We start from the raw sequence: 21,125 nt of genomic DNA, 5'->3' as shown, positions 1-21,125 counted from the left end.
CAATGGTGGTCCGGTAACGATTACGCATCCTGATATTATTCGTTATTTTATGACTATTCCCGAAGCTTGTCAGTTGGTTCTCGAGGCAGGTGCGATGGGAAATGGTGGGGAAATTTATATTTTTGACATGGGTAAACCTGTCCGTATTTTGGATTTGGCCAAAAAAATGATCAAATTGGCTGGTTTTATACCTGATAGAGAAATTAAAATTGATATTGTAGGTTTGCGTCCAGGTGAAAAATTATATGAAGAATTATTAAATGATACAGCAAAAACCATTCCTACTTATCATGAAAAAATTATGATTGCCCAAGAAATTCAGGACGAATTTGAAAATCTGCATGTGGATGTAGAGGAATTAATAGGTATGGCGAATTTCTTTGATAATGATGATATAGTAGCCAAAATGAAAGTTATTATTCCAGAGTATAAGAGTATGAATTCTACTTTTGAAGTTTTGGATAAATAGGATTAATTAAAATATTTTACAGAAAGGTTTACGAGTTTGTACTTGTAAACCTTTTTTTTTGGATTTAACCCATCCGATTTAAAATTATTATTTCACGCTGATTTAGCAGATTATCGCAGATTTTGTGTTTATGGTGTAATGTATAATTTAAGCTTACAAATTAGTTGATGTGTTATGGATGTACTGTTTACGTGTGCTCTTTGCTTAAAAGAAGCAAAAGTCAAGAAATTTACATGGGTATATCTGAAGAGATTTGGAGAATGCGATAAATAAAGTAGTTACAAAGTCCAACAAAAGGACCAAAAATTCACAATTCAAAATACTAATTTATATTTATTAAGGGTGAAATAGGTTACAATAGTTAATAATTCTTTTTGGCCTTTTACGAACATCAATCCTTTTATTATTATCATTTTTAGTAGTTAAAACTTTGTGCCGTGAGACCGGATTTATATCAATGACAGGGACTATACCCTGATCATTTACGATCGCTTATTATTGGTTAAAAAAAGGTTGAATTTACAGCATTAAGGTCATAATTTATATTCACTAAAATAAATGATTTATCCGACTAAATATAAGTAAATTTGATTCCCGTAAGATTAAAGCTATTAATCATGTGAAAAAAATATCTAAATAATTAGTTAATAGCACAGTTCTTATTTACTTTTGCGATTTTAAAACAGGAAGTATTTGGTTCCCATATGTGGGAGTTTGAATGGCGAAGCCGTACATTTTTGTGACATGATTTTTTTTTAAAATTAAATGAGATTGGGCATTTACTCGAAAAATGCTCACAGATATTTTGTTAAATCCACAGACGTAAATACTTACTTAGTTAAGAACGAATTTAATGAATACTACAAATAAGCCTAACGATTGGTTGTTTGAAATAACACCGAAGAATAAATTTTTCACATTAAACCTTAAAGAGGTTTGGCAATATCGGGATCTGTTGATGCTTTTTGTAAAGAGAGATATCATCACCGTCTACAAACAAACTGTTTTAGGTCCTTTGTGGTATTTGATTCAGCCGTTGTTCACTTCGGTTACTTTTACTATAATTTTTAATAATGTAGCTGGGATTAACACAGGGACAATACCTCCTTTTTTGTTTAATTTGGCAGGTATCACTGTTTGGAATTATTTTACAGCTTGTCTCAATGGCACTTCTAATACATTTGCAGGTAATGCTGGGATTTTTGGAAAAGTTTATTTCCCTAGGATTATAACACCAATGTCTGTTGTCATTTCCAATTTGATAAAGTTTGGTATTCAGTTTTTGATTTTTGTTGCGTTCTATATTTATTTTTATTGTCAAGGAGTAGATTTACGTATAAATGGCTTGGTTTTGTTTTTTCCACTTTTGATTGTAACAATGGGAGTTTTGGGATTGGGATTAGGAATGCTGATTTCTTCATTAGTGACCAAATATCGTGACTTCAGTAACTTAATTGGTTTTGGGGTGCAATTGTTGATGTATCTATCAGCCGTAATGTATCCAATGGAATTAATCAAACAGAAACTTCCAAGCTATGGATGGCTGGTGCAATACAATCCTTTGGCATATTTGATTGAAAGCTCTCGTTATATGTTATTGAATGTAGGGGAAATTTCGGTTTGGGGAATGTTATACACAGTTATCATAACGATTGTAGTGTTTTTTATAGGGCTTTTAATTTTTAATAAGACAGAGAAGAGTTTTATTGATACAGTATAACCCCCTAAACCCCTGAAGGGGGAATTGGATTGCGAGAAGAGTTATTGTTTTTAACCCTTGAAGAAGATATAGAATTGATAATAAATGAGTAAAGATATTATATTAAAAGCCGAAAACATTTCCAAGCAATATCGTTTGGGACAAGTAGGAACAGGGACTTTGAGTCATGACTTGAACCGTTGGTGGCATCAAGTGCGTGGCAAGGAAGATCCCTATTTGAAAATTGGCGATACCAATGACCGTTCTACGAAAGGTACAAGTGACTATGTATGGGCATTGCAGGACATTAATTTTGAAGTGGAACGTGGTGAAGTTTTAGGAATAATTGGTAAAAACGGGGCAGGAAAATCGACCTTGTTAAAAATATTGTCCAAAGTTACCGCCCCCACCACAGGAAGTATAAAATCCCGAGGACGTATCGCTTCTCTTTTGGAAGTGGGTACCGGGTTTAACGGCGAAATGACCGGGCGCGAGAATATCTTTTTGAATGGAGCTATTCTGGGAATGACCAAAAAAGAAATTGCCTCCAAGCTGGATGAAATTATTGAATTCTCGGGTTGTGAGCGTTATATAGACACTCCTGTTAAGCGTTACAGCAGTGGTATGACTGTACGACTTGCTTTTGCCGTGGCGGCTTTCCTAGAGCCTGAAATTTTAGTAGTCGATGAGGTTTTAGCAGTAGGCGATGCTGAGTTCCAGAAAAAAGCCATTGGGAAGATGCAGGATATTTCTAGAGGAGAGGGGCGCACGGTTTTGTTTGTGAGCCATAATATGGCAGCTATTCAGAAATTATGCACTAAATGTATTTTATTGAAAAATGGGAAATTTATTACAGGAGGGAAAACTGAGGACGTTATTCAATATTATTTAGAGCAATCTCAAGAAAATAAATGTGAATACATTTTAGACACTCAAAAATCAAAAAATAAAAGAGTATTTGCTACTAGTTTGAAAGTAGGAGATTTAGATGGTAATTTGATGAGTGAAATCCCTGTTGGTAAGCCGTGGAAAATCAAGGTGAATTTTACCGTAAATGAAAACATCAATAATTTAATTATTGCTATCGGTATAGCAGATGTTCATGAAACTCCAATTTCAACGTCTTGGTCATTACCACAAGAATTGGAGGCAGGAAATTATAGCGCAACATTCATTGAAGAAACCATTAAATTTAATTCAGGGCAATATAAATTAATGATTGGAATTTCACGTGGCTCCGAATCAATTGAATATATCGATAATGAAATGTTTGTGGTTTTTTCTGATGTCATAAATGAAAAAGAAGAATCTGTTATTAATAATAAAAGTGGATTAATTAGTAATCAAATGAAAAGTTATGTTGGTAAGGATTAAACATACGCTTAAAATTTGGTATTCAAATTATATTAAAAAAGAATTGAAAAGTATTAGTTTATTTCATATTCATCCTACCGCAAAAATATACAATAAAAAGAAGGTTGTAATAGATAAGTCTTCTTTGATTTGTGAATATGTTATAATTAGAGCTACAGATGCTTTTTTGAATATTGGAAAAAATACTCAAGTTGGACCATTCTCAGTTTTTTTTGTTTCTCATTATGGAATAAAAATTGGGAATGACGTTATGATTGCTCCTCATTGTGTTTTTGCTGCAGGAAATCATGAGTATAGGAATTTAGATCTTCCTATGATTAAAGCCGGAAGTTTTAGTAATGGGCCAATAATAATTGAAGATGATGTATGGATAGGAGCTAATTGTACAATTACGGACAATGTGAAAATTGGAAAAGGAGCAATTATAGCAGCAAATTCACTTGTCAATAAAGATGTAGCATCCTATGATATAGTAGGAGGTGTTCCAGCAAAAAAAATATCATCAAGAATAAAATAAATATGATAAAAAATATTAAAAATTGGATTAAGAAGAATTCAACATTACAATTTCAAAAAACATCCTATTCTCAATGTGGCGAAGATTTGATCGTCAAATTTATTTTTGATAATTTAAATATTAAAAATCCAAGTTATATTGATATTGGCGCTCATCATCCTTTTTATATTAGCAATACAGCATTATTTTATCAAAATGGGTCTGTAGGAATTAATATTGAGCCAGATCCTGCGCTTTTTGAAGCTTTTGTAAAAGATAGAAAAAATGATAAGAATTTAAATATAGGTATTTCTGATATCGAAGGTGTTCTAGATTTTTATATCATTTCTACACCGGCGCTAAATACATTTTCAAAAGAAGAAGCTTACAATTATCAAAATGAAGGTAGTTATAAAGTTACTGGTATTAAGAAGATTAGTGTGAATACTCTGTCAAATGTTTTAAATGAGTTTTCAAATGGTATTTTTCCGCAATTTCTTAGTATTGATGCCGAAGGAATTGATGAAATGATAATCAGGGGAATTGATTTTGAGAAAAACTTTCCAATAGTAATTTGTATTGAAACAATTTCTTTTTCTGCTAGTGGTAATGGAGTCAAAAACACTGAATTAATCAAGTTGATTGAGCAAAAAGGTTATATCTGTTATGCAGATACACATATTAATTCAATATTTGTTCATAAAGATAGTTGGATAAGATGATAAAACTTAAAATAAATACCGAAAGATTTTTCCTTAAAATAGCTAAAATAATATTAAATAAACATATTGGTAAAAGCAATTATCAAGGTATATTTGAGAGTTTCTTTTCTCTTTCGTTGAACGGAATGAACATTGGAGGAGGAGGTCAGACAGATACTTCAGGTGAAAGAAATGCATTAGTTTACATTAAAAGTAGATTGCAAAATGTACAGCAGTTAACAATTTTTGATGTTGGAGCCAACATTGGACTTTATACGATTTTGCTAAATGATATTTTTAATGAAAATGCAAAAATATTTTCATTTGAACCTTCGAAAAAAACGTTTAATACCTTGTCTGTTAATACTGGTACTATAAAAAATAGAAATATTTTTAATTTCGGATTTGGAAATGTAAATACCGTCCTAACCCTATATTCCAATAAGGAAGAATCTGGATTAGCTAGTATTTATGAAAGAAGATTAGATCATTTTAATATCAAAATGAATTTAAGTGAAGAAATCGAAATCAGAACAATCGACACTTTTTGTTCAGAAAACAGTATCAGTAAAATTAATTTTTTAAAAATCGATGTTGAAGGACATGAACTAAATGTTTTGAATGGAGCTTCAGAATTGATTAAAAATAATAAAATTGATTTTATTCAATTTGAGTTTGGAGGTTGTAATATTGATTCAAGAACATACTTTCAGGACTTCTATTATTTATTAAAAGAAGATTTTTATATCTATCGAATTTTAAAAGACGGGTTGTATAAAATTGAGAATTATAAAGAAATGTATGAAACATTCATTACAACAAATTTTTTAGCAGAGCGTAAGCAAATAGATGGTATTAATTAAATTACAGGGAGGTTTAGGTAATCAAATGTTTCAGTATGCATTTGCTTCAATTCTCGCCAAAAAAAATAATACAAAACTTGTTATCGAAGACAGCATTTATACTATCATAGATAAAAAAGAAGGCTACACGCCAAGAAGTTTTGAGCTTTCTATTTTTGACAATGAATATAACTTTGCAAAAAAATCGGATATTACTTTATTCACTAATTTATCTTTATTACATAAAGTAAAAAGGAAGTTTAAATTAAATTATCCTAAAAAAATCGATGAACAAACATTTGAATATTCTTCAAAGTTAAATTCATTAAAAGCACCGGTTTTTGCAACTGGATATTTCCAGAGTTATAAGTATTTTATTGGGTATGAAAAATATATAAAAGATCTATTTGTTTTTCCAGTTGATAAATTGTCGAAGGAAAATATTGGCTTAATTCCTGTTTTGCAAAACAATAATACAATTGCCATTCATATCAGGAGAGGTGATTATGTAACTGATAAAGTGACAAATCAGTTTCACGGCATATGTAGTTTTGAATATTATGAAGAAGCAATTTTGAAAATAACTTCGAAAATCGATAATCCGAACCTAGTTTTTTTTTCAGATGATCCCCAATGGGTCAAAGAAAATTTTGAAGGCTTTCCTTTTAATAAAATTTTTATTGCTCATAATAAAGGATTAAACAGTTGGGCGGATATGTTTTTGATGAGTATTTGTTCTCATAACATAATTGCAAACAGTTCTTTTAGCTGGTGGGGTGCCTGGTTAAATAATAACCCGGAAAAAATAGTGGTAGCACCCAAAGATTGGTTTCAAGCAAAAGATATTGATATAAATTCTATAATTCCTGAAGAATGGGTAATAATTTAATGGTTGAGAAAGTATCAATTATTATGCCCGCTTATAATGCAGAAAATTATATAGAGGCTAGTATAAAAAGTGTATTAGACCAAACTTATTTGAAATGGGAATTGATTATAGTGGATGATGGTTCTACAGATAATACTGCAAAAATTGTAAAAGAATTGTTGGATAAAGATATAAGGATTCAATATTACTATCAAGAGAATGGCAAACAAGGGAAAGCTAGAAATTTTGGTATTTCAAAATCAAATGGAGTTTATCTTGCATTTCTTGATGCCGATGATTTGTGGTTACCCGAAAAATTGGAAATCCAAATTGAAGAGATTCAAGAAAAAAAAGTAGATTTAGTTTTTTCGGATTCTTATGTTTTTAATAATGATGAGGCATTTGATATTTCAAAAAAAATGAATATTCCATCCGAAGTTTTTTATGATAAAACTTCTGTGAAATTGTTTTTAAAAGGAAATAGGATTCCAATATTAACAGTTTTGGTAAAAAGAGAAAAGGTCATATATGTTGGTGGTTTCTCAGAGGAATTGGATATTCAGAATGTAGAGGATTATCACCTTTGGTTGAAATTACTAATTTCAAAATGTGTTTTTTATTCTTCCAATTATATTTTAACAAAATACAGGGTTCACGCTAATTCTGCAACTTCAGCGGATAAAATAGTTCATGATAAAATTCCAAATGTTTTTTTTGATTTGTTGCAACTTTATCCAAGTTATAAAGAGCAAATTGAGGATGAATTAAAATTGAGATTTAAATTGATATATAAAAATAATCTTTTTACAAAATCAGAGTTGGCTTTTTGGATTAAGAAGAACACGCAATATTTATCAAAATCACATTTAAGTTTTATTTATTTGTTTTTAAATTTCTTCATGCCAACTAAAATTACTAAAAGGTCTTTAATGTATTTATTGAATGCCTAATTTTTTCATAAATTTCAATTAAAGGGAATGATTACAGTAATATATCCTTATAGAAATAGAGAATTGAGGAGAGTTAAAAATTCTTTAGATTCTTTATCTAAACAATCTAATAAAAATTTTACTGTTGTTTTTGTAGATTATGGGTCTGAAATTCAATTTTCCGATTCTGTTAAAAGTCTTTTAAAACAATATGAATTTGTAAAATATATCTATTCATATCATAATTATCAGCCTTGGTCTCGTTCCAAAGCTATAAATATTGGGTTACGATTAGCAGAAACTGAATATGTTTTTATTGCCGATATAGATATTATTTTTCATAATAAATTCATTGATGTTTTATTTGTTTTAAAAAATAAAAGCGAGAATGTTTATTTTCAGGTTGGGTATTTAGATGAAGCTGAAAGTAAAGAGCTAAAAGAATTTGATAAATATACCATAGCATCTAAGAGTATCCCTGAAGGGCAAGGGTTATCGTTTTTCAAGCGAGATTCTCTATTGACTATTGGCGGGTTTGATGAGTTTTTTCATTTTTGGGGTGCAGAAGATGAAGATGTACATTCAAGACTTAAAAATGCTGGTTTTTCTTCAAAATTTTATAATAATGAAATTTTACTGTTGCATCAATGGCATAAAAGCTTTGAAAACATAGAGAAAAATAAATTAACAGTAGAGCCTATATTAAATGATGTATTCGGTTTAAATAAACAAAAACTTAGGTTCAATCAAAAAAACAGTATAGTAAATGTTAACTGTGAAAATTGGGGAAAAATAATTAGCAAAAACGAATTTGAATTTTTAAATTCTAATCAAGATTCAATTACACTTTTAAATAAGAAGTATATTATTGACAATTTTATTGACTTTGTTTTGCCTAATACGCATTCTAAAATTATTAATGTTGTTTTTCAGAAGCATAATTATCCAGATACTTTAAAATATAAAATAAAGAAATTTTTAAGAATCAAAACACAAGAGTATTATTCTTTAAAATATATCAATGATTTAATTTTAAAGACTCTAATTATTTATTATAAAGATTACTTTTTTATATATGAAATAAGTTCTGATTTGAAAAGGATTCAATTAAAAATTAAGAAATAGGCAAGTTATGAATCCTTTAATCTCTATCATAATTCCGACTTACAATCGTGCTCATTTAATTGGAAAAACGCTCGATAGCATTATAGCTCAAACTTATACTAATTGGGAGTGCATTATTGTAGATGACGGAAGTACGGATGATACAGCTGAAGTTTTAGGGGGATATATAACAAAGGATCGTCGTTTTCAGTATCACCTTCGCCCTGAAACTCATAAACCAGGAGGCAATGGGGCTCGGAATTATGGATATTCATTGTGTAAAGGACAATATATAAAATGGTTTGATAGCGACGACGTAATGTTACTTGATTGCCTAGAAAAGCAAATAGGTGATACACCTTTTTATGATGTTTCGGTTTGTCGGGTCATTAAATATGATTTTCAAAATCATAAAGCATTGGGTATTACTCAAATTTTCTCTGAACAAGTAATTAGGGATTATTTATTGGGTAGAGTTATATTTTATATTTGTGGGCCAATTTGGAATAGAGAATTTATCCAAAAGCAATCTATATTATTTGATGAAAGTATTTCTAATTTAGACGATTGGGATTTTAATCTTAGGATGTTGTATCAAGAACCATCCATTGTTTATATTGATGAACCTTTGATACAGTATAGAATACATGGGAATTCTTTGTCGCACGAAATTAATAAGCTGAATTTTGAAGAAATAAAATCTGAGTTTAAAGCAAGGAATAAGCATTTAAAATTATTAAAATCAAATAAACTAGTTGATTCACGGATTTTGCAAAATTATATTGTAGATCGATATAAATTTATTTTTAGAGAAGCATTACTCATAAATGATCATAAAAAGAAATACTATTTGAGAATGCTATTAGTATCGCAATTAAAAATTTTAGATTCAAAGGGTTTTATTAAAACTATATTCGGTTTTGTAATTTTTAGTGTTTTTGGTAAAGGTTATAAATTATTAAAACAATGAAAATCCTTTTTGTTTCCATGCCATCTGTCCATGTCATTCGTTGGATAGAAAACCTAAAAGACACTCCCTATGAATTGTTCTGGTTTGATGTTTTGGGAAGAGGAAAACTGGAAGCTATTGGCTCTCTTCATCAATTTACAGGTTGGAAAAAAAGGAAATTACCTTTTATAAAAGGGGAGTATTTCTTGAGTAAAAAATTTCCTGTTTTATATGAAAAAATGATTCCTTATCTTGAAGTAACGGCAGATGAAGCTTTAGAGAAAATAATTTTAGAAATCCAGCCTGATATTGTCCATGGTTTTGAATTGCATTATTGCTCGTATCCTATATTAAAGACCATGAAAAAATATCCGGATATTAAATGGATTTATTCCTGTTGGGGAAATGATATTTTTAGGCATCAAGTATTAAAGAGTGATTTAAACAAAATCCAAACTGTTTTAAGAAGAGTGGATTTTTTAATAACAGATTGTAAAAGGGATTTTCATTTAGCAGAAAAATATGGTTTTAAAGGTAACTTTTTAGGAGTTTTACCCGGAGGAACTGGCTATGACATAAATAATATAAAGTTGAGTTATAAAGAGCCTACAACTAGAAAAATTATTTTAATAAAAGGATACCAAAATGAAATAGGCAGGGCTATTTTTGTTTTGAAAGCAATAAAAGCAATAATTAAAAAGCTAGAAACTTTTGAAATTTATGTTTTTTCAGCTAGAGGAGAAGTTGCTGATTTTATTTTGTCAGATTCTGAATTGAATGGAAGAATTAAAATTTTAGATCAATTAAGTCAAATTGAATTATTCAGTTATTTTGGTAGAGCTTTTATGTATATTGGAAATAATATTTCTGATGGAATGCCTAATACGCTCTTAGAATCTCTTTTGTTAGGAGCGTATCCATTACAATCAAATCCCGGTAACGCTACAAAAGAACTTATAGGTGAAAAATATTTTGGGATGACAATTGATAATCCTGAAGATTCAGATGAGATTGCATCTAAAATACTGCAGATAATAGATGAAAAAGAGAATATTGTCTCTTTAGTTAGTTTGAATCATAAAAATGCAATTGGAGATTATGATTATAATAAAATTAAAAATTTAATTTGTGGGTTGTATAATCTAGAATAAATGAATCAGCCATTAGTTTCCATAATTATTCCTTCTTATAATCGAGCTCATTTAATTGGTGAAACTCTTGATTGTGTTCTATCGCAAACTTATGCTAATTGGGAGTGTATTATTGTAGATGATGGTTCTACAGATGAAACACAATTACTATTGGATCATTATTGTAAGAAAGATGATAGATTCTTTTACCAGATTAAAACTATTGAACAAAAAAAAGGAGCAAGTATTTCGAGGAATTTAGGGTTAAAATTATCAAAAGGGGAATTTGTTCAATTTTTAGATTCGGATGATATTCTTGCACCCAATAAAATAGAAGTACAACTTGACCTACTGAAAAAGGAGAGTAAATATACAATTTCAACCTGTATGTGGGGTAAGTTCAATGTGTTTGGAGAATCATTAAACCTTATTAAAAATAGTGCTGATTATAAAAATTTTGATACTATAAAAGAGTATTTTGATATAATTGGTTTGCATGGAGGATTTTTTCCGCCTCTGAATTTTTTAATGCCCAAAGAGCTAATTAATTATTCTGGTTATTGGAATGAAAGTTTGACTGTAAATGACGACGGTGAATTTTTTTTCAGAATTTTATCTAATGCTGAAAAAATATTGTTTTGTGACAAAACATATGTTCTATACAGGAATAATTCGAATGATAATTTAAGCGTGTTAAATGCTGAAAGTAAGGCTCTAAGTTTGGTAAATAGCTGGAAAATAATCGAAACTTTATATGTGACAAAATACAATGAAGTTAATTCAAATTATATAAATAAAAAAAAGGGCTGTGTTTATAATGAGTTAAAAAGAGAATATCCTCAACTGATTGCTAGTAATAGAAATTTCTTTGAACAACAAATAAAAGAGGATACTTTACTGAAGAAAATAAACAAATTAAAAAAAAGAATTAAGAACCGGTTGAAAAATGTTTTTAAATTTTAATTAATGCGAGTAGGCTTTAATCCATATAAAGATCAAGAAAATGGTGATAGTTACTTTTCTCATCAGGTAATAATTCCAGTTTATATCCCCAATCTGGAAGGGTATTTTAAAGACAGTTTTACGATTTTAAAACTTTGTTTAGAATCCTTGTTTTCTACTGTCCATGGTAAAACTTTTATTACAATCGTCAATAATGGAAGTGGAGATTTTGTCAAAGATTATTTGGATGAATTATTAAGTGAAGGAAAAATACAGGAGCTCATTCATACGGAGAATATTGGGAAACTCAATGCTATATTGAAAGGTTTAGTCGGAAATAATATAGAATTGGTCACTATTTCTGATTCTGATGTTTTATTTTTACCGAATTGGCAGAATGAAACTATAAAAGTTTTTACTGCAATTCCCAAAACAGGAGTGGTAGGTATTGTTCCACAGTTTGGTATGTTTAAATCTAATTGTGGAAATGTGCTTTTTGATACTATTTTTAGTCCAAGACTTCGATTTATTCCGGTAAAAAACAAAGAGGCTTTGATTCGTTTTTATGACAGCATCGGTTGGGATAGGAATTATAATCAGGATTATTTAGAGTATAATTTAGGATTGAAAATTAATGATGATTTGAATGTTTTGATAGGTTCGGGCCATTTTGTAGCTACTTATAAGAAAGATATTTTTGAAGAAATAACGACTTATATTGGGTTTAAGATGGGAGGTTCAAGCGAGGGGTATTTAGATGAGGCTCTTCTTAAGAAAGATTATTGGCGACTGACAACAGAGGATAATTACGCTTTTCACATGGGGAACACATTGGAAGAGTGGATGACTATCCCTAAAAAGCTTGGAAAAGAGGTAGAGGAACCAAATTATAATTTTGAAAAAAATAAAAAAATAAGTCATTTTCTTTATTTTATAAAAAATAAGCTTTTTATGAAGTTTTTGAAAAATAAACCATTGGTGAAGATTTTTTTGAGATGGAAACAATTGCCAAAGAACATGATTGAAAATTACTAAAATGCAAATCGAAAAAAAGTTTTCAATACTGATAGTTTCAAAAAACCGAAAACAAGATTTATTTAAAACATTAAATATTTTAGAATCTTTAATAGATAAATCTGAAGTTGAAGTCTTAGTTTTTTTGGATGGATGTACCGATGAATCGGAAAGCCTCAAAAATGAAATAGATTGGATAAGATGGTTTGTATGTGATGAGACAATTGGAGCTTCGGCAGCCAGACATCAAATTTACCCGTTAGCAAATTCGGAAATACTTATTGGTCTAGATGATGACGCACATCCATTGAGTATTAATTTTTTAGATCAGATAGAAGATCTGTTTAAAATACATCCTAATGTTGGAATTTTAGCTTTTGAAGAAATAAAGGGAGTTTTTCGATCTGATGAAGAAGCTTTAAACCAAGCTGAAACTATAAAGAGAGAGTATTTGACTTCTGAATTTATTGGATGTGGGTTTGCTGTTCGCAAGTCAGTTTATAGCCTTACAAACGGTTTTCCTGTCTGGATTGATATTTATGGGGAAGAGTCTTGTTTATCCATTGAAGTTTTGTCAAAAGGTTATGATATTTTATATACCAATCAAATCAAGATCAATCATAGAGTTAATAAAGAACAGCGGAAATTAAATAAGCAGCATTATTTCAGATTTGGAAAACAATTAAAAAACTCAACATTTTATTTTTTGGTTTATTATCCATTTCCCTTCATTAATATTTTGAAATTGTATTGGCATAATTTTAAAAAATATGCTTTAACCGATTGGGAATGCTGTAAAATTTTTTTTGAAACAATGTTTACTGTGCTATTTCATTTTTTTGGAATTTTGAAATTCCGGAAACCTGTAGAAAAGTCTTTAATTATAAAAATGAGAAATTTATCAAGTTTAAAATTTTAGCATGAAAACTATCGCCATTATTCCAGCTAGAGGAGGTTCTAAAAGACTTCCTGAGAAGAATATAAAATTTCTTGGAGGAATTCCTCTATTGGTACATAGTATTTTATATGCTCAGGCAAATAGTGATATTATAGATGCCGTTTATGTTTCTACAGATGATGAACAAATAAAAAAAGTTGCTTTACAATTTGGAGCAAAGGTGATCGATAGACCTCAGTCGCTTTCAGGAGATTTAGAACCGACAGTTTCTGCACTAAAGCATGCTTTGCAGCAAATAGGTGATGAGGCAGAAAATGTAATTTTGCTGCAACCTACAAATCCACTACGACTTAAAAATTTGCTAGCAGATGCTTTTAAAATTTATAAAGAAGGAAATCATGATAGTCTATTTGCCGTAACCCGAAACCATCAAAAATTTGGGAAAATAGCAAATCAAAAATTTATTCCGTTTAATTATGAAATTGGGCAAAGAAGCCAAGATTTAGAGCCTTTGTTTTACGAGAATGGATTGTTGTATATTACCAAAGCTAAATTAATTTTTGAGGATATAATTATTTCAGAAAATGCTTTTCCGTTCGAAGTAAATCATATTTTTGCCAACGTTGATATTGATACTCCAGAAGATTTTGATTATGCGGAATATCTTTATCAAAAACTCATAACTCAATAACCCATAACTTATTTAATGAATCCATATATAGAAATTTCAGGTCGAAAAATAGGTCTAGATTATCCTCCCTTAGTTATTGCTGAAATTGGAATTAATCATGAGGGGTCTTTACTGATCGCTAAAGAAATGGTTGATGCAGCACATAGAGCAGGAGTTGAGGTGGTCAAACATCAAACACACATTGTAGAAGATGAAATGAGCGGAGCCGCCAAAAAAGTGATTCCGGGCAATGCGGATGTTTCGATTTACGAAATCATGGAGCGTTGTTCGTTAAATGAAGCCGATGAATCGGAATTAAAAAAACATGTCGAAAGCAAAGGGATGATTTTTATTTCGACTCCATTTTCCCGTGCTGCGGCCGAAAGATTGAAAAAGTTTGATATTCCAGCTTATAAAATAGGTTCAGGCGAATGTAATAATTATCCGTTGTTAGAGCACATAGCATCTTTTGGCAAACCAGTAATTTTGAGTACAGGAATGAATACTATCGAGAGTGTTCAAAAAGCGGTAGCTATTTTTGACAAGCATAATATTCCTGTTGCTTTGTTACATACTACAAATTTATATCCAACTCCAATTCATTTGGTAAGATATGGAGCTATGGTAGAATTGCATCAGGCTTTTCCAAATAAAGTTTTCGGATTGAGTGATCACACCTTGAATAGCAATGCGTGTTTGGGAGCAGTGGCACTTGGAGCAAGCATTCTTGAAAGACATTTTACTGATCATATGCAACGTACGGGGCCGGATATTATATGCAGTATGGACGAGAAAGCTTGTAAAGAATTAATCTGTTCATCTGCAGAAATTGCCTTAATGCGTGGCGGAACAAAAAAACCTGCCCTTGAGGAACAAGTAACAATTGATTTTGCTTTTGCAACAGTTTGTGCTATTGCTTCGATTAAGAAAGGTGAAGTTTTGACCAAAGAAAATATTTGGGTTAAACGCCCGGGAACAGGTAAAATCTTGGCAGCCCATTTTGATGAAATACTTGGTAAAGTAGCTTTGAGAGATATTGATAATGATGAGCAGTTAGATTTTTCTGATTTTGAGTAATTCGACAAAAAAAATACTCTTCCTTACGGGTACTAGAGCCGATTTTGGAAAAATAAAATCACTAATTCAAATTCTTGACAATCGTCAGGATTTTGAAGTTTTTGTGTTTGTAACCGGAATGCATTTGCAGGAAGAATACGGTTATACGCTTATAGAAATAGAGCGCTGCAATTTTAAAAACATCCATACTTTTGAGAATCATACGCACGAAACCACAATGGATTTAACTCTTGCCAAAACCATCGAAGGATTGTCAAATTTCTGCAAAACAATTAATCCCGATATGATTGTGGTACACGGCGATCGCGTTGAAACACTTGCTGGCGCTATTGTAGGTTCTCTAAATAATATTTTGGTTGCACATATTGAAGGAGGAGAAGTTTCTGGCACTGTTGATGAATTAATCAGGCATAGTGTGAGTAAGTTGAGCCACATTCATTTTGCATCCAATAAACAAGCGCAAAAAAGGCTACTGCAAATGGGGGAAATAAAAGAATCGATATTTACGATCGGCTCTCCCGATATTGATATTATGTTTTCGAATGAGTTGCCTGAATTGAAGATCGTTAAAGAATATTATCAAATTACGTTCAAAAAATATGCGATCGTGATGTTTCATCCCGTAACAACAGAATTTAAGCAGATGCAGCATTATGCAGAGGCATTTGTTACCACTTTATTGAAAGACAATCATAATTATGTTGTCATTTTTCCAAATAATGATCTCGGAAATCAATATATTATTGATGCTTACAAAAAGCTAAAAGATAATGCGAGATTTCGGGTTTTTCCTTCTCTTCGGTTCGAATATTTTTTAACCTTATTAAAGAATGCCCAATTCATAATTGGGAACAGCAGCGCCGGAATCAGAGAAGCTCCTTATTATGGAATACCGATAATTAATATCGGAACGCGCCAGCAAAACAGAGCGGTTCATGCCGATATTATCAATACGGATTATTCTGAAGTCAGTATAAAAGAAGCGCTTTCTATTATTGATTCGCATAAAGTACAAAGTGTAGAAGATGATTTTGGTCAGGGAAATAGTGACCAATTGTTTCTCAATTGTTTGCAAAAACAGAATATTTGGCAATTGAATCATCAAAAACAATTTAGGGATATTTAAATGATAATAAAGATTGAACGATACTTCGGTTATCCAGATTTAAAGAGGCAAACGCCTAATTGTTCTATGGAATGGTGTGGTTTGACTTTTACTGAGGAAAATATTGATGAGTGCGATTATTTGGTGATTCTTGATTATCCTAAAAATGATTTTTCAATTAAAGTCAATAGAGATAATATTATACATCTATGTTTAGAACCACCTAATGAAGTTTCTAAATACAGACAATATGCCAATAAAAATGTAAAATTGATATTTAATCAGTTAGATATAAAAAAGAATAATATTCTTTCTCATGGAGCATTACCTTGGCATATTGATAAGGATTTTGATTTTTTGAGTCAATTAAAGGTCACGGATTTAACTAAAGAAGATTCTATAGTTTGGATAACAAGTAATCAACGTTCATCGAAAGGGCATAATATAAGGATGGACTTTTTAGAAACAATAATTGATTTACCTTTTGTAAGTCTTTTTGGAAGAGGAATAAATCCAATAAAAGATAAATGGGATGCTTTAAGCAAATCTAAGTATGCAATTGCTTATGAAAATTTTCAAAGTAATTATTATTGGACAGAAAAAGTAGCAGATTGTTTTTTGAGTTATACAATGCCTTTGTATTTTGGATGTAATAAAATAGATACTTTTTTTCCTGAAAATTCCTTTCTACAAATAGATCCTAAAGATAAACACATTAAGTTGTTTTTAAAGGAAATAATTAAATCTAATAGATGGGAGGAGAATCTTGATGCAATTTCAAAAGCACGAGAATTAGTTTTAAATGAATATCAATTGTTTCCTTTTTTGTCTAATCAAATAAGTTTTCTAGAGGCCAAAAAAGTTGGCAACTTAGTAGAAAAAAAGGAACAAATTCATTTTAAAGGTGGTAATAATTATTTTGATAATTTCCCATTAGGAGTTAAGATTGAAAAGGAAGCATTTAAAATGATTAGACGAATAGGAAAGATGTTCTGAGTATGATAAGTAGTGAAAAGTACCGTTGGGTAAATGCCCTTAGAGGTTATGCAATATTATTGGTCATGCTCATTCATAGTTCACAAGCTTTTAAAATACATGATTTTGGTAAAAAAATATATGATAACGGCGATTTAGGAGTTCAACTTTTTTTTATTTTAAGTGGTTTTACTCTGTTTAATTCTTATTCTAAAAGAAGATTAAGAGAAGGAAAACTTACAAATCGTAATTTTATCATTCGCCGATTTTTTAGAATTGCACCTTATTATTATATTGCTGGGTTAATTTATGTTTTTTATAAAGTTGTAATTAAGCACAATGCAATTAATTTAAAAAATTTAATTGCTAACTATACTTTTACTAATGGAATATATTTGCCAGGAATCAATGACATCCCGCCAGGTGGTTGGTCAATAGGAATAGAGATGCTTTTTTATTTAATGATTCCAATGCTTTTGAATATGTAAATTCTTTAGGAAAAGCAATCTGGCTATTTTTGATTACCATGTTGTTATCCATTGCTATAAATCATTATTTTTTAGATTACACAATATTTTTATTGAATTTAATTTTTGAAAGTTTCAATGAATCGTCCTTATATTTTTGGTTGCCAAATCAATTACCCATCTTTATTTTGGGAATAATTTTGTACTACATTAACAAGAATATTGTTTTATCGTTTAATGTAGGTCAGAGAATATTGGTGGGTTCAATTTTTTTATATTTTGGATTTTCTTTTTTTGAGTTTAGTTTAGAATATCCATTTTATTTTATAAAAAGAGAATATTTGTATGGAATTATATTTGTGTTTTTTGCAATAGGAATCTATACAACAAACAATAAATTTATTATTAATGATTTTGTACAGAAAATAGGAGTTGTGAGTTTCAGTATGTATTTAAATCATTTTTTAATAATCTTCCTCTTAAGCTATGTTTTAAAGGGAGTTTGTAAAAAATATTTAAATTCCTTCATTAGTTTAGACATAATTCTTCAAAATAATATAGTTTTTGGTTGTTTTTATTTTCTGATAGTCATGATGACATATTCAATTTCAAAATTTACATACAGTTATGTTGAAGTTAAAGGGATTGCTTTAGGGGATAAGATGACAAAAGAATTTAGATAATATTATCGAATAAATAATGAAAAAACTAGGAATAGTAATAACAGACGGCGTAGGATTTCGGAATTTCATCTTGAGTGATTTCTTATCAGAGGCAGAAAAGCAATTTGAAGAAGTAGTCATTTTATCGTGTTTGCCGGCATCTGTTTATGAAGGGTTTTTAAAAAAATCAAGGGTAATTGAGTTGGCTGTTTTTCAGGAAAAATTTTCAACTTGGTTTTTTAGAAAAACTAAAGAAATAGCGCATTTGCAATTGCATAAGAATAACAACTTTGGAATTACAGATAATTTAAATGCAAATAAATCAAAAGTAAAAAGTCCAAGAGGCTATGCAACCCGATTCATTTTTAGATGGACTTCGCTGTTGCATTCTGAAAATACTATTCAACGTTATACCAAATTACAGCAACAGTCCTTTAAAAACAATCCAATTGTAAAAGACTATAAGGAGATTTTCGAAAAAGAAAAATTCGATATACTATTTTTTACGCATCAACGGCCGCCATTTATTGCGCCATTGGTTTATCAGGCGGAACAATTGAAAGTTAAAACAGCATCGTTCATTTTTAGTTGGGACAATTTGGCTTCCAAAGGGAGAATGGCTGCTAATTTTGATTATTATCTGGTTTGGAGCGATTTGATGAAGAAAGAATTGCTTCATTTCTACAAGAAGGTTCAATCGCAAAATGTGTCAGTTGTTGGAACTCCTCAATTTGAACCTTATGTTTTGGATCGATATAAAATTGCCAAAACTGATTTCTACAATCGATTTAATTTAGATCCTTTCAAAAAGACGATTTGTTTTAGTTGTGGAGATATTTCAACCAGTAAAAATGATGAATTGTACATCACTGCAATTGCAGAAGCGATTCAAGAAAACACCATACAAAATGTGAATTTATTAGTGCGGACTTCGCCGGCTGAAGACCCTATTCGGTTTGAACGGTTTGTGTCCAAATTTCCTTTTATAAAATGGAATTATCCCAAATGGCACTTGGCGCGAACGGGGCATCAGGAAGAATGGTCGCAACGCATTCCTTCAAAGGAGGATGTGGCTGATCTGAGAAGCATTTTGGAATATTCGGATTTGAATGTCAATATGCTGTCTACCATGAGTTTGGATTTTATGCAGTTTGACAAGCCTGTCATTAATCCTGTGTTTGGAAACAAAGAAAATGGGCTTTATGATGACCAACGGTTTTTGCACTATCCGCATATAGAAAATGTCGTCAATTCTAATGCAACAAGAATTGTCAAGAATGAAAACGAATTAATAGATGCGATACAATTATATGCTGAGCAACCGAATACTGACTCAGAAAACCGCAAGCAGTTGATTCAGCTACAAATCGGGAAACCGCTTGAAGGGACTTCGAAAAGAATTGCAACGATTTTAAGAGAATGGAGCCAAGAAAAATAGCAATTATCTGCAATTACGAATTACTTCCTGAACGGGTAGGCGGGATGGATTATTTTTTTTGGCAATTTGATGAAAAATGCAAAGAAAATAATATTCAGGTAGATTGGTTTTTCCCGAATCAATCGAATCATGGAAATTATTCAGAATTGAAAATTTATAGTTCTGAAGCTAATGTAGAGAACGGTTTTCTCTCATTTATTGAACAAAATAAGCCGCAGTATTCACATATTATCACCCATTTTGTAGAATTGTGCACTCCTTTTTTTAAAAATGTAAAACAACTTTCTGATGCAAAAATCATTGCGGTAGATCACAATCCAAGGCCTTTGAACGGATATTCATTAAAAAAGAAAATTCTAAAAAGAGTAAAAGGAATTTTGTTTTCAAAATATATCGATCAATTTATTGGAGTTTCAGATTATACCGCAAGGGAGATTTTAAAAGATTTCGGTTCTCACTTAAAATCTAAAACCGAAACTATTTATAACGGCGTAATTATAGACAGTATTTTGGCAAGAGAAACCAGAAATACTGTTAAACCGAGTTTTTTGGTGGCATCGCATCTTAGGGAATCAAAAGGGATTCAGGATTTAATTGAAGCGGTAAATACACTTCCGGTTCAGATAAAAAACGAAATAAAGATTGCTGTTTACGGAGATGGTCCTTATAAAAAAGTATTAGAAGAAAAAATTAGAAACTATTCACTAGGGAACGTTTTTTCCTTTATGGGAAGCAGAGCGAATCTAAATGTAGTTTTTTCGAAATACGATTATATGTTACAGCCAACACATATGGAATGTTTCAGTTTGTCTATTTTGGAAAGTTTAGCGGCGAATGTTCCGGTAATTACCACGAATGTTGGCGGAAATACCGAAGTGATTGCCGATGAAAATAACGGATATATTGTTGAGGCAAAAAACATAAAAGCTTTGGCAAATAGTATTGAAAATGTCTTTTTAGGAAACAAAAAGATATCGGCTAATACAAGGGAATTAATTGCTAATTCCTTTTCTTTGCCAAAAATGGTGGAAAATCATTTTGAACTTCTTGAAAGAGGCAACTATTAAATTTAAAATTTCACAACTACCATAAATGTTTTTCAACTCTTTGGCTTTTGCCATTTTTTTGCCAATCGTTTTTTTTCTGTATTGGTTTGTTTTCAATAAAACCAAAAACTCGCAAAATGCTTTATTGATTATTGCCAGCTATTATTTCTATTCTTGTTGGGATTGGCGATTTTTGTTTTTGTTGGTTTTCTCCACATTTTTGGACTATTATACAGGAATCCGAATTGAAAAAAGCGCCAATGATAAAGG

21 protein-coding genes and 1 pseudogene are annotated in these 21,125 nt (G+C 30.5%); all 22 read left to right on the top strand.

Annotation, left to right across the window (positions count from 1 at the left end; translation table 11 throughout):
• Positions 1 to 469 (top strand): polysaccharide biosynthesis protein (locus tag VLC96_RS09025; protein ID WP_325262282.1); only part of this gene is annotated, 469 nt, incomplete at its 5' end.
• A gap of 853 nt (positions 470 to 1,322) precedes the next feature.
• Positions 1,323 to 2,189, top strand: coding sequence for an ABC transporter permease (locus tag VLC96_RS09020; protein ID WP_325262281.1), 867 nt, complete (start codon positions 1,323 to 1,325; stop codon positions 2,187 to 2,189).
• A gap of 84 nt (positions 2,190 to 2,273) precedes the next feature.
• Complete coding sequence (locus tag VLC96_RS09015; RefSeq protein ID WP_325262280.1) at positions 2,274 to 3,542, top strand: ABC transporter ATP-binding protein; 1,269 nt, start codon at positions 2,274 to 2,276, stop codon at positions 3,540 to 3,542.
• Complete coding sequence (locus VLC96_RS09010; protein WP_325262279.1) at positions 3,526 to 4,059, top strand: acyltransferase; 534 nt, start codon at positions 3,526 to 3,528, stop codon at positions 4,057 to 4,059. Before VLC96_RS09015 ends, VLC96_RS09010 begins: the two co-directional genes overlap by 17 nt.
• 2 nt (positions 4,060 to 4,061) lie before the next feature.
• On the top strand, positions 4,062 to 4,760 hold the full coding sequence (locus VLC96_RS09005) for an FkbM family methyltransferase (protein ID WP_325262278.1): 699 nt from the start codon (positions 4,062 to 4,064) through the stop codon (positions 4,758 to 4,760).
• A complete protein-coding gene (locus tag VLC96_RS09000) occupies positions 4,757 to 5,602 on the top strand; it encodes an FkbM family methyltransferase (RefSeq protein WP_325262276.1) in 846 nt (281 codons plus the stop codon). The genes VLC96_RS09005 and VLC96_RS09000 overlap by 4 nt, the downstream gene beginning before the upstream one ends.
• The gene (locus tag VLC96_RS08995) at positions 5,589 to 6,470 is read left to right on the top strand and encodes an alpha-1,2-fucosyltransferase (protein ID WP_325262274.1); all 882 of its coding nucleotides are present in this window, start codon (positions 5,589 to 5,591) and stop codon (positions 6,468 to 6,470) included. Before VLC96_RS09000 ends, VLC96_RS08995 begins: the two co-directional genes overlap by 14 nt.
• Positions 6,455 to 7,399 carry a glycosyltransferase family 2 protein gene (locus tag VLC96_RS08990; RefSeq protein ID WP_325262273.1) on the top strand — a complete coding sequence of 315 codons (945 nt, stop codon included), beginning with the start codon at positions 6,455 to 6,457 and terminating at the stop codon, positions 7,397 to 7,399. Before VLC96_RS08995 ends, VLC96_RS08990 begins: the two co-directional genes overlap by 16 nt.
• Before the next feature lie 27 nt (positions 7,400 to 7,426).
• Entirely contained in the window at positions 7,427 to 8,503 is a 1,077-nt protein-coding gene (locus tag VLC96_RS08985) for a glycosyltransferase family 2 protein (RefSeq protein WP_325262272.1), read from the top strand.
• A gap of 7 nt (positions 8,504 to 8,510) precedes the next feature.
• The gene (locus tag VLC96_RS08980) at positions 8,511 to 9,452 is read left to right on the top strand and encodes a glycosyltransferase family 2 protein (protein WP_325262271.1); all 942 of its coding nucleotides are present in this window, start codon (positions 8,511 to 8,513) and stop codon (positions 9,450 to 9,452) included.
• A complete protein-coding gene (locus VLC96_RS08975) occupies positions 9,449 to 10,582 on the top strand; it encodes a glycosyltransferase (RefSeq protein ID WP_325262270.1) in 1,134 nt (377 codons plus the stop codon). The genes VLC96_RS08980 and VLC96_RS08975 overlap by 4 nt, the downstream gene beginning before the upstream one ends.
• The gene (locus tag VLC96_RS08970; RefSeq protein WP_325262269.1) at positions 10,583 to 11,524 is read left to right on the top strand and encodes a glycosyltransferase family 2 protein; all 942 of its coding nucleotides are present in this window, start codon (positions 10,583 to 10,585) and stop codon (positions 11,522 to 11,524) included.
• A 3-nt stretch (positions 11,525 to 11,527) separates the two neighbouring features.
• A complete protein-coding gene (locus VLC96_RS08965) occupies positions 11,528 to 12,538 on the top strand; it encodes a glycosyltransferase family A protein (protein ID WP_325262267.1) in 1,011 nt (336 codons plus the stop codon).
• 1 nt (position 12,539) lies between these two features.
• A complete protein-coding gene (locus VLC96_RS08960) occupies positions 12,540 to 13,436 on the top strand; it encodes a glycosyltransferase family 2 protein (protein ID WP_325262265.1) in 897 nt (298 codons plus the stop codon).
• Between the two features lies 1 nt (position 13,437).
• Positions 13,438 to 14,106 carry an acylneuraminate cytidylyltransferase family protein gene (locus VLC96_RS08955; protein WP_325262263.1) on the top strand — a complete coding sequence of 223 codons (669 nt, stop codon included), beginning with the start codon at positions 13,438 to 13,440 and terminating at the stop codon, positions 14,104 to 14,106.
• A gap of 15 nt (positions 14,107 to 14,121) precedes the next feature.
• Positions 14,122 to 15,162 carry an N-acetylneuraminate synthase family protein gene (locus VLC96_RS08950; protein WP_325262259.1) on the top strand — a complete coding sequence of 347 codons (1,041 nt, stop codon included), beginning with the start codon at positions 14,122 to 14,124 and terminating at the stop codon, positions 15,160 to 15,162.
• Positions 15,155 to 16,288, top strand: a complete 1,134-nt coding sequence (gene neuC, locus VLC96_RS08945) for a UDP-N-acetylglucosamine 2-epimerase (protein WP_325262256.1) — start codon at positions 15,155 to 15,157, stop codon at positions 16,286 to 16,288. Before VLC96_RS08950 ends, neuC begins: the two co-directional genes overlap by 8 nt.
• Positions 16,289 to 17,263, top strand: coding sequence for a glycosyltransferase family 10 domain-containing protein (locus VLC96_RS08940; protein ID WP_325262254.1), 975 nt, complete (start codon positions 16,289 to 16,291; stop codon positions 17,261 to 17,263). It abuts the gene before it with no gap.
• Between the two features lie 2 nt (positions 17,264 to 17,265).
• Entirely contained in the window at positions 17,266 to 17,730 is a 465-nt protein-coding gene (locus tag VLC96_RS08935; protein ID WP_325262252.1) for an acyltransferase family protein, read from the top strand.
• Between the two features lie 678 nt (positions 17,731 to 18,408).
• Positions 18,409 to 19,809: a glycosyltransferase family protein gene (locus VLC96_RS08930; RefSeq protein ID WP_325262251.1), complete on the top strand. Its 1,401-nt coding sequence runs from the start codon at positions 18,409 to 18,411 to the stop codon at positions 19,807 to 19,809.
• A complete protein-coding gene (locus tag VLC96_RS08925; protein ID WP_325262249.1) occupies positions 19,791 to 20,876 on the top strand; it encodes a glycosyltransferase family 4 protein in 1,086 nt (361 codons plus the stop codon). The genes VLC96_RS08930 and VLC96_RS08925 overlap by 19 nt, the downstream gene beginning before the upstream one ends.
• A gap of 25 nt (positions 20,877 to 20,901) precedes the next feature.
• A pseudogene (locus VLC96_RS08920) lies at positions 20,902 to 21,125 on the top strand (MBOAT family O-acyltransferase); the annotation flags it as partial.

It is taken from the genome of Flavobacterium sp. (assembly GCF_035456085.1).
Taxonomy (GTDB): Bacteria; Bacteroidota; Bacteroidia; order Flavobacteriales; family Flavobacteriaceae; genus Flavobacterium.
Note: the sequence above shows the minus strand (reverse complement) of the source record. Positions and strands in the feature narration are given on the sequence as shown.